The sequence below is a fragment of the Paraburkholderia sp. BR14320 genome (genome assembly GCF_040948665.1).
Classification (GTDB): domain Bacteria; phylum Pseudomonadota; class Gammaproteobacteria; order Burkholderiales; family Burkholderiaceae; genus Paraburkholderia; species Paraburkholderia youngii.
Map to the genome: position 1 here is coordinate 24108 of NZ_JBFPKG010000010.1, position 13492 is coordinate 37599.

Sequence of the window (13492 nt, forward strand, 5' to 3'; positions counted from 1 at the left end):
GGGAATTGAGCATGGCCGTGACGTTTTCGATCCGCGCCACTATTGTTCGCGAGTCAGTCCGCGGCAAAATGCGGAGAAATCTGAAAGTGAGGCCGCAAGGGCACGCCGCTGCCCCGATACCAGTGCCAGGTGGCCTGCTGAGCGGACTCTGGTGCGGCATCCCGGAACATCTCGACCACTCCCACGGCTCGCATCATCGGCACCAGGCGGCCGTTTCACGGCAAAGGAATTTCGCCCACGGATATCCGTCGACGAACCGACGAACGCACCCGATGACCGTTACAGCGCGCATCCCGCCATTTGCCTGTAAGCTTCCGTGACGGGTTCGCGCCAAGGCTGCGCGACCCGCTTTGGTGCTTCACGATTCGCAGACGGACCCGCACGTTATTGCCAATTTTTTGGGAGATATCAGTTATGAAGAGCTTCGCCATTAAACGAATCATGCTTGGGGTTTCGGCCGTCGCACTGGTGGCCGGCACCATTCCGCTCGCGGTCGCACAGGGCTCGACGGATGCCGCGGCCCAGCAAGGCGCGACGACCACCACTCCCAAGCCAACGAAGGCCGAGCGCAAGGCAGAGCGCAAACAGGCTCGCGCGAAAAAGAACGCCGAACTGAAGAAACTCGAAGACGCGGGCTACCAGCCGGCGCAGAACGATCCGAACTATCCGGACAAGCTGCAGGCGGCGCAGAAGAAGGCCGGCGTCGGTGCGCCGGCAAGCCAGTAACGGACAAGCGGACAAGCTCACGCCCGGCGCGGTAATCAGCGCCGACGAGACGCCGGGCGGCTTCGGTCAGGCTTTGCCGTCAGCAACGCGATCCGCGGGGAACGTGATCATGGCAACGAAGCATGAAGTGAAACGCTACAAGGCGAATCTCGCCGACGAACTGCACAGCGCCGCCCTGTATGAAACGCTCGCGCGCGTCGAGAAAGACGAGACCCGCAAGCAGGTCTATCAGGATCTCGCGCAATCGGAACACAGTCACGCGCAAGTGTGGGCCGACAAGCTCCGAGCCAACGGCATCGAACCGAAAGGCCGCGGTCATGCGATCAAAACGCGTTTGATGAAGGGGCTCGTGCGCGTGTGCGGCGCGGACTTCGTGCTGCCTACTCTGGCCGCCGCCGAATACGCGGACCGCAACAAATATCGAGGCCAACGCGACGCAGGCCACATGTCCGCCGACGAGCATCACCACGCGGCGGTCGTGCAGACGCTCGCGAGCACCAGCAATACCGACCTGTCGCCCGGCGCGCGCATCGCCGCGGCCGAGTCGTGGCACAAGGGCGCCGCATCGGGCAACGATCTGCGCGCGGCCGTCCTCGGCGCGAACGATGGCCTCGTGTCGAACTTCTGCCTGATCATGGGCGTCGCCGGCGCGGGCACCGGCAACCAGGCGATCCTGTTGACCGGCCTCGCCGGGCTGATCGCCGGTGCCTGTTCGATGGCGCTCGGCGAATGGCTGTCGGTCACCAATGCCCGCGAACTCGCGAGCACGCAGATCGCCAAGGAAGCCGAGGAGATCGAGGAACAGCCCGAAGCGGAGGAGCACGAGCTTGCGCTCATCTACCGCGCGAAAGGACTCGACGCGAACGAGGCGAAACGCGTCGCCGCGCAGATGATGCGCGACAAGGACAAGGCGCTCGACACCCTCACACGCGAGGAACTCGGTCTCGACCCGGCGGAACTGGGCGGCAATCCGTGGTCGGCGGCGGGCGTGTCGTTCTGTCTGTTCTCGCTGGGCGCGATTTTTCCGGTGATGCCTTTTCTGTGGTCGCACGGCGTCAGCGCGATCGTGCAGTGCGTCGTGCTGAGCATGCTGGCGCTGGCGTCGATCGGCGTGTTCACGTCGCTGTTCAACGGCCGCAGCGCGGGTTTTTCGGCGCTGCGCCAGATCATCATCGGGCTGATCGCGGCGGGATTTACGTTCGGCGTCGGACGTTTGCTGGGTGTGTCGATTTCCTGAGCGGTTCAGCTCCCACGCACCGTCTCGCCCCTGCAGCCGTCCGGGAGCAGCTTTTGCTCTGTCGCGACATCCTCCGCGCGCGGGCCAACCCGCGCCAATCCCTTCTCCCACAAGGCTTTCGCCGCCGAGTCGAGCGCTCACGGCGCGGCCGGGTGTCGCATTTCCTCATGTGCTTGTCGGAATTAGTCGGCTAACCGCACTTTTTTCTGGCAACTATGTAGGCACAGCGCGGGCGACGTCCGCAAGCGAGGAGAGCATTCGATGAATTCCCCCAAGGTCGTGGTCGAAGGGCTGTGCAAGGTATTCGGCACCAACCCTAAACAGGCGCTCGCAATGCTGGCCAGCGGCGCCACCAAAGAGGAGGTGTTTGCCCGCACCGGTCAGATCGTCGGCGTGCACAACGCGTCGTTCGAGGTTCGCGAGGGCGAGATCTTCGTGCTGATGGGACTGTCCGGCTCCGGCAAGTCGACGCTGATTCGCCTGATCAATCGGCTCGTCGAGCCCAGCGCCGGCAAGGTGCTGATCGACGGCCGCGATGTCGCGAGCGTGCCGCGCGCGGAGCTGACGGCGCTACGCCGCAAGGACATGAGCATGGTGTTCCAGTCCTTCGCGCTGATGCCGCAGCGCACCGTGCTGTCCAACGCGGCGTTCGGCCTCGAGGTCGCGGGCGTCGGCCGCAAGGAGCGGGAGGCGCGGGCGCTGACGGTGCTCGAACAGGTCGGCCTCGCGCCGTTCGCGCAGAAGCTGCCCGCCGAGCTGTCGGGCGGCATGCAGCAGCGCGTCGGGCTCGCGCGCGCGCTCACGGTCAACCCGTCGCTGATGATCATGGACGAGGCGTTCTCCGCGCTCGATCCGCTCAAGCGCAAGGAAATGCAGAACGTGCTGCTCGATCTGCAGCGCGAGCAGCAGCGCACGATCCTGTTCGTATCGCACGATCTGGAGGAGGCAATGCGCATCGGCACGCGCATCGCGATCATGGAAGGCGGCCGCGTCGTGCAGATCGGCACGCCGCAGGAAATCATCAAGAATCCGGCCGACGACTACGTGCGCGCGTTCTTCGAAGGCATCGACACGAGCCGCTATCTGACGGCCGGCGATCTGATGCAGACCGACGACGTGCCGCTGATGCACGCGCCGCAGATCGACGCGTCGAGCGTCGCCGCGACGCTGAACGGCAGCGCCGACTACGCGTTCGTGCTCGACAGCGAGCGCAGGATACGCGGCTTCGTGTGCCGCGACGCGACGGGCAGCGTGTCGCCGCAGCTCAACCAGATCGAATGCATCCATCGCAGCACGCCGCTCAACGACGTGGTCGAGCGCGTGGTGGCGAGCCGCGCGCCGCTGCCGGTCGTCGAAGCGGACGGTTCCTACTGCGGCTCGGTCAACAAGACGAACGTGCTGAGCGTTCTCACGCATCATCGAGGTTCCCATGTCTGAAATCATTCCGCTTGGCGCCTGGGTCGATCACGGCGTTCACTACCTGCTCGATCATGATGCGAAGACCTTCGACACGATTGGCAAGGTCATCGAGAGCTTCGCCGCGGCGGTCGAGCACAGCTTGCAGGCCGTGCCGATGTGGGCGCTGATGGCGTTCTTCGTCGGCATCGGCTTGTGGCGCGTCGGCTGGCGCTTCGCGGTGTTCACGCTGGCCGCGCTGCTGTTGATCTACGGCACCGGCTTCTGGGACCAGATGGTGATCACGCTCGGCCTCACGCTGTCGTCGACGGTGATCAGTCTCGTGCTCGGCGTGCCGCTCGGTATCTGGATGGCGAAGAGCCGCACCGTCGAAATGATCGTGCGCCCGGTGCTCGATCTGATGCAGACGATGCCCGCGTTCGTCTACCTGATTCCGGCCGCGATGCTGTTCGGCCTCGGCCGCGTGCCCGGCATCCTGTCGACGGTGATCTTCGCGATGCCGCCCGCGGTGCGTCTGACCGCGCTCGGCATCAAGCACGTGAATCACGAGATCGTCGAAGCGGGGCAGGCGTTCGGCTGCACGCCGTGGCAACTGCTCTACAAGGTGCAGTTTCCGAACGCGCTGCCGTCGATCATGACGGGTGTGAACCAGACCATCATGATGGCGCTGTCGATGGTGATCATTGCGTCGATGGTCGGCGCGGGCGGCCTCGGCAACGACGTGCTCGCGAGCATCCAGCGGCTCGATATCGGGCTTGGCTTCGAAAGCGGCATGTCGGTCGTGATGCTGGCGATCATTCTGGACCGCATCACCGAGAGCTTCGGCCGGGCGCCGGGCAAGGCACGCGCACCGCTGTTCGCCGGATTGCGCCAGGCGATGAAAGTGCGCCGGGAACCGGCGGCGCAACACGGCTGATGGCCTGACCCGATACGCCCATGAAGCGCGACGCAATCGCCACCACCGAAGAAGCCGATGCGCGGCTGTCCGCCGTCGCGCACGTCGGCTTCCTGACGCTGCCGAACTTCTCGATGATCGCTTTCACCAGTGCGGTCGAGGTGCTGCGCATGGCGAACTACGTGGGCCGCGCACAGCACTACCGGTGGTCGGTAGTCACACCGGATGGCGAGCCGGCGCGCGCGAGCAACGGCATCACGGTGAAGCCGACCACCACGCTCGCCGAGTCCGGCATGCCGGATCTGCTGTTCGTGTGCGCCGGCTGGCACGTGCGAGAGTATGTGAACGACGAGGTGATCGCGCTGCTGCGCGACGCGGGCGCGCGCGGCGTGCCGCTCGGCGGCATCTGCACGGGCCCGTATGCGCTGCTCGCGGCCGGGCTGCTCGACGGCTATCGGGCGACCGTGCATTGGGAGGACATGTCGCCGTTGCACCAGCGCTATCCGCACGTGCATTTCGACGACGAGCTGTTCGTGATCGACCGCGATCGGCTCACCTGCACCGGCGGCACCGCGCCGCTCGATCTGATGCTGCATCTGGTGGGCATGCGGCTCGGGCCCGCGGTGGCCGCGCAGGTGTCCGAGCAGTTCATCGTCGAGCGGATTCGCGGTTCGACCGATTGCCAGCATATTCCGGTCGATGCGCGGGTCGGCCTGTCGCGCGCCGAACTGATCGAAGTGGTGCGGCTGATGGAAGCGAACATCGAGGAGCCGCTATCGCTCGATGAACTCGCGCGGCTCGTGAACCTGTCGCAGCGTCATTTGCAGCGGATGTTCAAGCTGTTCCTGAACGTATCGCCGACGCATTACTACCTGAGCCTGCGGCTGCGCCGCGCGCGCGATCTGCTGCGCAATACCGATGCATCCATCGCACGTGTGACCACGGTGTGCGGTTTTCATTCGCCGTGTCATTTCAGCAAGGCGTATCGCGCGCAGTTCGGGCATGCGCCGAGCGTCGAGCGGCGCATGCCGGAGTAGCGCAGGCCGCGTCAATTCAGATCGCCTGCGCGCGCCCAGGAAACGTTTCGTCGTAGCACGAGCCGTCGTCGACTTGTTGCGCCGTGCCGCGCTGCTCGCGATACATCATCGGCGGCACGCCGAACTGTTTGCGAAATTCCCGCCCCAGGTGCGACGCGTCCGAAAAGCCGCAGCTCGACGCGATATCGGCGACGGTCTTGTCCGAACTCGTCAGCAGCCACGCGGCGGTGCGCAGCCGCACCTGCTTCGCGTAGGCCTGCGGCGCCTTGCCGGTCTGCGCCTTGAACAGCCGTTCCAATTGACGCGGCGACAGATCGAGCTTGCCCGCCAGTTCGTCGAGCGACAGCGCGCGGCCCACGTGCTGCTCCATCAGCAGGATCGCGCGCTTGACCTTCGGATGCGAGGCCGGCGCAAGACCGGGCGGATGCGGCTGCGGCGCGTTGCCTTTCTGCAGATCGTCGACGAGCAGGATGCGCAGCGCCTTCTGCACCGTCGCCGTTTCGAAGTGGCGCAGCAGAATCGCGGCGGCGACGTCGATCGACGCGCGCCCGCCCGAACACGTGATGCGCCGCCGGTCGATCACGAAGAGGCGGTCGGCGACCAGCATCTGTTCGTCGACCGACGGAAAGCGCTCGATGAAATCCCAGTAGTGAAACCAGCTCACGCAGATCCGATGGCCGTCGAGCACGCCCGCGCGCATCAGCGAGAACACGCCGGTGCACATGCCGACCAGCGTCGCGTCGCGCGCGGCGGCGCGGCGGATGAACGCGAGCGTCGCCTCGCTGGCGGCCGGCCCCGAGTGCAGCAGTCCGCCGACCACCACCACGTAATCGAACTTTTCCGCGGTCTCGAAGGTTTCCCACGGCGTGATCTGGATGCCGCAACTCGCGCGCACCGGAGCAAGGGTTTCCCCGATCACGCTCCACGAACAGCGCACCGGCTTGCTGAAGTCGCCTTCGTCGGCGGACAGGCGCAGCAGATCGACGAAACCCGAGAACGCGGTCAGCGTGAAGTTGGGCAGCAGGATGATGCCGAAGCGGATGCGCTGCTTCGTGGCTGTGTCGAGTGAGGAAGGGGCAAGCGTTTCAGCGGAATTCATGCGCGCGGCGGTCGGTGAAATGAACTGCGAAAGAGGGACGAACGTTGACCGAAAAGGGTATAGGCAAGCATAGCACCACGGACCTTCAGCATTGCCTGCCGCCATCGGGCCGCCTTTCGCTAATGCGTCGCAAGTCATCGCAAATCCGCCGGAAGGCCCGCCTGACGGGTCGTTTGACGACGCCATCCCATTGCGATGCCGTTTTTATTCTATCGATCAGGCCTGCCGTGCGGTGCAATAGACGCACTTTCCATCCGGGCGCATCAGTCGAGTCACAGCGCTTCCGGCGATCGCAACTCGCAGGACACAACGCACAAGGCAAGCCATGAACGTCAGCGTCTTCGATCTGTTCAAGATCGGCATCGGTCCATCGAGCTCACACACGGTCGGGCCGATGATCGCCGCATGCCGCTTCGCATCGCATGTCGAGGACGCGAATCTGCTCGGCTTCGTGCGGCGCGTCAGAGCCGAGCTGTTCGGCTCGCTCGGCGCGACCGGCAAGGGCCACGGCACCGATAAGGCGGTACTGCTCGGCCTCGAAGGCAATCTGCCCGACCAGATTGACCCCGACCTGATCGAGCCGAGGCTGCGGGCGATCCGCGAAACCAAACAGCTCGTGCTGCTCGGCAAGCATCCAGTCGCGTTCGACGAGCGCGAGCATGTCGGCTTCTACCGCAAGCTGATGCCGGGCGCACCGGGCTCGGGCGTCGTGCATCCGAACGGCATGCGTTTCCAGGCCTTCGACGAGAACGGCCAGTTGCTGGTCGAGAAAGAGTATTTCTCGATCGGCGGCGGCTTCGTCGTCAATCGCGACGGCGATCGCGTGAACGGACGTCGCGCGACTGCGGAGGTGCCGTATCCGTTTCGCACCGGCGACGATCTGATGCGCGTGTGCCGAGAAAGCGGCCTGTCGATCGCCGAAGTGACGTTGCGCAACGAATGCGCGACCCGGCCCGAACAGGAAGTGCGCGAAGGCCTGCTGGCGATCTGGCGCACGATGGCCGCGTGTGTCGAACGCGGCTGCAAGGTGCGCGGCGAACTGCCCGGCCCGATGCACGTGAAGCGTCGCGCGGCCGAACTGTGCGAGCGCTTGCGCGCACGCTCGGAGGAATCGCTGCGCGACCCGCTGTCGATGCTCGATTGGGTCAACCTGTACGCGATGGCCGTCAACGAGGAAAACGCCGCGGGCGGCCGGGTCGTCACGGCGCCGACCAATGGCGCGGCCGGCGTGATCCCGGCGGTGCTGCACTACTACGTGAAGTTCATGCATGCGGCGAACGACGCCGGCATCGTCGAGTTCCTGCTGACCGCCGCGGCGATCGGCATCATCTACAAGGAAACCGCATCGATCTCCGGCGCCGAAGTGGGCTGCCAGGGCGAAGTGGGCGTGGCCTGCTCGATGGCCGCCGCGGCCCTCGCAGCCGTGATGGGCGGCACGCCCGCACAGGTCGAGAACGCCGCCGAAATCGGCATGGAACACAACCTCGGCATGACGTGTGACCCGGTCGGCGGGCTCGTGCAGATTCCGTGCATCGAGCGCAACGCGATGGGCGCGATCAAGGCGATCAACGCGGCGCGCATCGCGATGAAGGGCGACGGCAAGCACGTGGTGTCGCTCGACAGCGTGATCCGCACGATGCGCGAAACCGGCGCCGACATGAAGACGAAATACAAGGAGACGTCGCGCGGCGGGCTGGCCGTGAACGTCATCGAGTGTTGAACCGCTACCGCTACACCGTATCTGCAAAACCGCAAAGGACCCACGATGAGCCGCTATTCGATATTCAGCCTGCTGCGCAACGGGATGTCGTATCACGAGAACTGGGAGCGGCAATGGCGCAGCCCCGAGCCCAAACGTGAGTACGACGTCGTGATCGTCGGCGGTGGCGGGCATGGTCTCGCGACCGCGTACTACCTCGCGAAGGAACACGGCGTGCGCAACGTCGCGGTGCTCGAGAAGGGCTGGATCGGCGGCGGCAATACCGCGCGCAATACGACGATCGTGCGCTCGAACTACCTGTGGGACGAATCCGCTGGGCTCTACGAGAAGGCGATGAAGCTGTGGGAAGGGCTCTCGCAGGATCTGAACTACAACGTGATGTTCAGCCAGCGCGGCGTGATGAACCTCGCGCATACGCTGCAGGACGTGCGCGATACCGAACGCCGCGTCAACGCGAACCGGCTGAACGGCGTCGACGCCGAATTTCTCACGCCCGCACAGATCAAGGAACTCGAGCCGACCATCAATCTGAACAGCCGCTATCCGGTGCTCGGCGCCTCGATCCAGCGGCGCGGCGGCGTGGCCCGGCACGATGCGGTGGCCTGGGGCTTCGCGCGCGGCGCGGATCAGGCCGGCGTCGATATCGTGCAGAACTGCCAGGTCGTCGGCATTCGCCGCAACGGCAGCCAGGTAACGGGCGTCGATACGACCAAGGGCTTCATCAAGGCGAAGAAAGTCGCGGTGGTCACGGCCGGCAACACGTCGACGCTCGCCGATATGGCCGGCGTGCGCCTGCCGCTCGAAAGCCATCCGTTGCAGGCGCTGGTGTCGGAGCCGATCAAGCCGGTGGTCAACACGGTCGTGATGTCGAACGCGGTGCACGCGTACATCAGCCAGTCCGACAAGGGCGATCTGGTGATCGGCGCGGGCGTCGATCAGTACACCGGGTTTGGGCAGCGCGGCAGCTTCCACATCATCGAGGGCACGCTCGAGGCGATCGTCGAAATGTTCCCGGTGTTTTCTCGCGTGCGGATGAACCGGCAGTGGGGCGGCATCGTCGATGTGTCGCCGGACGCGTGCCCAATCATCAGCAAGACCGATGTGAAGGGGCTGTATTTCAACTGCGGCTGGGGGACGGGCGGCTTCAAGGCGACGCCCGGTTCGGGATGGGTCTTTGCGCACACGATCGCGAAGGACGAACCGCATCCGTTGAACGCGCCGTTTTCGCTGGACCGGTTCTATACCGGTCATCTGATCGATGAGCACGGCGCTGCTGCCGTAGCCCACTAGTCGACGAGGAGACACAGATGTTGCTGATCGAATGCCCGTGGTGCGGTCCCCGCGCCGAAACTGAATTCTCCTGCGGCGGCGAGGCGGACATCGCCCGCCCGCTCGACACGGAATCGCTGACCGACAAGGAATGGGGCGACTACCTGTTCATGCGCAAGAACCCGCGCGGCGTGCATCGCGAGCAATGGTTCCATACGCAGGGTTGCCGCCGCTGGTTCAAGGCGCAGCGCGACACCGTCAGTTATGCGTTCCAGGGCTATCAGACGTTCGAGCGTCCGTTGCTGGCGCTGGACGCTAGCGATCCACAGGCAGCCAACGCACAGGTAAAGGCGAAGGCACAAGAGGGCAAAGCATCATGAGCCAGAAAGACCGACTCCCAACCGGCGGCCGCATCAACCGCGCGATCGCGCTCAGCTTCACGTTCAACGGCGTCGAATACCAGGGCTATCAGGGCGATACGCTCGCGTCCGCATTGCTCGCCAACGGCATGCACTTCGTCGCGCGCAGCTGGAAATATCATCGGCCGCGCGGCATCGTGACCGCGGGCGTCGAGGAGCCGAACGCGGTCGTGCAACTGGAGACCGGCGCCTACACGGTGCCGAACGCGCGCGCCACCGAGGTCGAGTTGTACCAGGGCCTTGTCGCGAGCAGCGTGAACGCGAAGCCGAGCATCGAGAAAGACCGCATGGCGATCAACCAGAAGATCGCGCGCTTCATTCCAGCGGGCTTCTACTACAAGACCTTCATGTGGCCGCGCAAACTCTGGCCAAAGTACGAGGAAGCGATCCGCGACGCGGCCGGCCTCGGCACCGCGCCGAAACAGCGCGACGCGGACCGCTACGACAAGTGCTTCGCGCATTGCGACGTGCTGGTGGTCGGCGGCGGCCCGACCGGGCTCGCGGCCGCGCATGCGGCGGCGTTGTCCGGCGCGCGGGTGACGCTCGTCGACGATCAGCCCGAACTCGGCGGCTCGCTGCTGTCGTGTGGCGCGGAGATCGACGGCAAGCCCGCGCTGCAGTGGGTGCAGAAGATCGAAGACGAATTGCGGCAATTGCCCGACGTGAAGATCCTGAGCCGCAGCACCGCGTTCGGCTATCAGGACCACAATCTCGTCACGGTCACGCAGCGACTGACCGATCATCTGCCCGTGTCGCAACGCAAGGGCACGCGCGAACTGCTGTGGAAGATCCGCGCGAAACGCGTGATTCTGGCGACCGGCGCGCATGAACGGCCGATCGTGTTCGGCAACAACGATCTGCCTGGCGTGATGCTCGCGTCGGCGGTGTCGACCTATCTGCATCGCTATGCGGTGCTGCCGGGCCGCAACGCGGTCGTGTTCACCAACAACGACGACGGCTATCAATGCGCGCTCGATCTGAAAGCGGCCGGCGCGCAGGTGAGCGTCATCGATCCGCGCGCCGGTGAATCGAAGGGCACGCTGCCCGCGCTCGCGCGCCGCCACGGCATCAAGGTGCTGAACGGCACGGTCGTCACGGCGGCGCACGGCAAGCTGCGCGTCGCGTCGGTGTCGATCGCGTCGTATGCGAAAGGTCAGATCACCGCTCAACAGGGCCAACTGCCGTGCGATCTGCTCGCGATGTCGGGCGGCTGGAGCCCGGTGCTGCATCTGTTCGCGCAGTCGGGCGGCAAGGCCCACTGGCATGACGACAAGGCCTGCTTCGTGCCGGGCAAGGCGGTCCAGCCGGAGACCAGCGTCGGCGCCTGCGCGGGCGACTTCACGCTCGGCCAGGGCATCCGTTTCGCGGTCGATGCCGGCGTCGAAGCGGCGCGCGCGGCCGGGCACATCGTCGCGCGGCCCAAGCCGGTGCAGGTCGCCGAGCTGAGCGAAACGAAGCTGGAGCCGCTGTGGCTCGTCGGCGGACGCGAACTGGCCACGCGCGGACCCAAGCAGTTCGTCGATTTCCAGAACGACGTCTCGGCCGCCGATATTTTCCTCGCCGCGCGTGAAGGCTTCGAATCGGTCGAACACGTGAAGCGCTACACCGCGATGGGCTTCGGCACCGACCAGGGCAAGCTCGGCAACATCAACGGCATGGCGATTCTCGCGCAGGCGCTCGGCAAGACCATTCCCGAGACCGGCACCACGACGTTCCGGCCGAACTACACGCCAGTCACGTTCGGCACGTTTGCCGGCCGCGAACTGGGCGAATTGCTCGATCCGGTGCGCAAGACCGCGATCCATGAATGGCACGTCGAACATGGCGCGGCGTTCGAGGACGTCGGCAACTGGAAGCGGCCGTGGTTCTACCCGAAGAAAGGCGAGGACCTGCACGCGGCGGTTGCGCGCGAGTCGCTCGCGGTGCGCACGAGCGTCGGCATTCTCGATGCGTCGACGCTCGGCAAGATCGACATTCAGGGCCCGGACTCCGCAAAGCTGCTGAACTGGGTATACACGAACCCGTGGACCAAGCTCGAAGTCGGCAAGTGCCGCTACGGCCTGATGCTCGACGAAAACGGCATGATCTTCGACGACGGCGTGACCGTGCGTCTCGCCGATCAGCACTACATGATGACGACCACCACCGGCGGCGCGGCGCGTGTACTCACGTGGCTCGAACGCTGGCTGCAAACCGAATGGCCCGACCTGCGCGTGCGGCTCGCATCGGTCACCGATCACTGGGCGACGTTCGCGGTGGTCGGACCGCAGAGCCGCAAGGTGCTGCAAAAGGTTTGCGAGGACATCGACTTCGCGAATGCGGCATTCCCGTTCATGACGTATCGCGAAGGCACGGTCGCGGGTGCGGCGGCGCGCGTGATGCGCATCAGCTTCTCCGGCGAACTCGCTTATGAAGTCAACGTGCCGGCCAACGTCGGACGCGCGGTATGGGAAGCGTTGATGGCCGCGGGCGAGGAGTTCAATATCACGCCGTACGGCACCGAGACGATGCACGTGCTGCGCGCGGAGAAGGGCTACATCATCGTCGGCCAGGATACCGACGGTTCGATGACGCCGCACGACCTCGGCATGGGCGGGCTCGTCGCGAAGTCGAAAGACTTTCTCGGCAAGCGCTCGCTCTCCCGCTCGGACACCGCGAAGGCGGGCCGCAAGCAACTGGTCGGGCTGCTGTCGGAGGATGCGTCGTTCGTGATCCCCGAGGGCTCGCAGATCGTCGCCGGTCCGTTCCAGGGCGAGACCGCGCCGATGCTCGGGCATGTCACGTCGAGCTATTACAGCCCGATTTTGCGGCGCTCGATCGCGATGGCGGTCGTCAAGGGCGGTCTCGACAAGATCGGCACGACCGTCACCATTCCGCTCGCGAGCGGCAAACAGATCGCGGCGAAAATCGCGAGTCCGGTGTTCTACGACAGCGAAGGAGCACGTCAACATGTGGAATGAAACAGGCGGAACGGTATCGGTCGTGGACCGTACGATCGGGCGGCAGAACGGCGCGTGGCAGGAGTCGCCGCTCGTCGGTGTGGATGGCCTGCTGAAACAGCATCAGGCCAGCGCGACTGCCGCGTTCCGGCTCGGCGAGCGGCCGTTTCTCGAACTCGTGAACATGCGCGGCGATACGCGCGACGCGGCGTTCATCCGTGCGGTGGAACAGGTGATCGGCTGCAAGCCGCCGGAGAAGGCGAACACCGTCGCGCGCGGCAACGGCTACGACATGGTGTGGCTCGGCCCGGACGAATGGCTCGTGCGTTCGGAGACCGCGCATGATGCGACCCGCACGGCGCCGTTGCTGGCGTTGCTCGGCGCGGCGTTCGCGGGCGTGTTCGCCTCGGCGGTCGATGTCGGCAGCGGCTATACCGTGCTCGAAATCAAGGGCACCCGGACGCGCGACGTGCTCGCGCGCGGCTGTCCGCTCGATCTGCATCCGAAACTATTCGGCGTGGGGCAGTGCGCGCAGAGCCATTATTTCAAGGCGTCGATCACGTTGCTGCCCACCGGCGCCGACAGTTTCGACATCGTCGTGCGCCGCAGCTTCGCCGATTACTTCGTCAGGATCATGCTCGACGCCGCCGAGCCGTTGATGTCCTGAGTGGTTGATACACGGCGGGCGGTGTGTGTTCAGCCACCGTCCGCCGCTTTCTTCGCTTCTTCCTCATC

The 13492-nt window shown here is 65.3% G+C and carries 11 protein-coding genes; 10 read left to right on the forward strand and 1 reads right to left on the reverse strand.

Annotation, left to right across the window (positions count from 1 at the left end; all coding sequences use genetic code 11):
* Positions 1-414: 414 nt before the first annotated feature.
* The 5 genes from AB3X89_RS12450 to AB3X89_RS12470 all read left to right on the forward strand — a co-directional run bounded on the left by AB3X89_RS12450 (position 415) and on the right by AB3X89_RS12470 (position 5311).
* Positions 415-726 (forward strand): hypothetical protein, encoded by a 312-nt coding sequence (locus AB3X89_RS12450; RefSeq protein WP_026229180.1) that lies wholly within the window; start codon positions 415-417, stop codon positions 724-726.
* A 109-nt stretch (positions 727-835) separates the two neighbouring features.
* Positions 836-1963: a VIT1/CCC1 transporter family protein gene (locus tag AB3X89_RS12455; RefSeq protein ID WP_368583539.1), complete on the forward strand. Its 1128-nt coding sequence runs from the start codon at positions 836-838 to the stop codon at positions 1961-1963.
* Between the two features lie 261 nt (positions 1964-2224).
* Positions 2225-3400, forward strand: a complete 1176-nt coding sequence (locus tag AB3X89_RS12460) for a glycine betaine/L-proline ABC transporter ATP-binding protein (RefSeq protein ID WP_184128054.1) — start codon at positions 2225-2227, stop codon at positions 3398-3400.
* Positions 3393-4295, forward strand: coding sequence for a choline ABC transporter permease subunit (choW, locus tag AB3X89_RS12465; protein ID WP_368583540.1), 903 nt, complete (start codon positions 3393-3395; stop codon positions 4293-4295). The genes AB3X89_RS12460 and choW overlap by 8 nt, the downstream gene beginning before the upstream one ends.
* 20 nt (positions 4296-4315) lie before the next feature.
* A complete protein-coding gene (locus tag AB3X89_RS12470; RefSeq protein WP_368583541.1) occupies positions 4316-5311 on the forward strand; it encodes a GlxA family transcriptional regulator in 996 nt (331 codons plus the stop codon).
* A gap of 16 nt (positions 5312-5327) precedes the next feature.
* On the opposite strand, the gene AB3X89_RS12475 is transcribed toward AB3X89_RS12470, so the two are convergent.
* Positions 5328-6410: a GlxA family transcriptional regulator gene (locus AB3X89_RS12475; RefSeq protein WP_368583542.1), complete on the reverse strand. Its 1083-nt coding sequence runs from the start codon at positions 6408-6410 to the stop codon at positions 5328-5330.
* A gap of 325 nt (positions 6411-6735) precedes the next feature.
* Between AB3X89_RS12475 and AB3X89_RS12480 the strand changes: the two genes are divergently transcribed.
* From AB3X89_RS12480 to AB3X89_RS12500, 5 genes are read left to right on the forward strand one after another with little or no spacing between them, the layout of a single operon-like run.
* Positions 6736-8130, forward strand: a complete 1395-nt coding sequence (locus tag AB3X89_RS12480) for an L-serine ammonia-lyase (RefSeq protein ID WP_368583543.1) — start codon at positions 6736-6738, stop codon at positions 8128-8130.
* Between the two features lie 45 nt (positions 8131-8175).
* Positions 8176-9420, forward strand: coding sequence for a sarcosine oxidase subunit beta family protein (locus AB3X89_RS12485; protein ID WP_013091654.1), 1245 nt, complete (start codon positions 8176-8178; stop codon positions 9418-9420).
* 17 nt (positions 9421-9437) lie between these two features.
* Positions 9438-9779, forward strand: a complete 342-nt coding sequence (locus AB3X89_RS12490) for a sarcosine oxidase subunit delta (protein WP_368583544.1) — start codon at positions 9438-9440, stop codon at positions 9777-9779.
* Positions 9776-12778 (forward strand): sarcosine oxidase subunit alpha family protein, encoded by a 3003-nt coding sequence (locus tag AB3X89_RS12495; RefSeq protein WP_368583545.1) that lies wholly within the window; start codon positions 9776-9778, stop codon positions 12776-12778. The genes AB3X89_RS12490 and AB3X89_RS12495 overlap by 4 nt, the downstream gene beginning before the upstream one ends.
* Complete coding sequence (locus AB3X89_RS12500) at positions 12768-13424, forward strand: sarcosine oxidase subunit gamma (protein WP_368583546.1); 657 nt, start codon at positions 12768-12770, stop codon at positions 13422-13424. Before AB3X89_RS12495 ends, AB3X89_RS12500 begins: the two co-directional genes overlap by 11 nt.
* Positions 13425-13492: the final 68 nt, after the last annotated feature.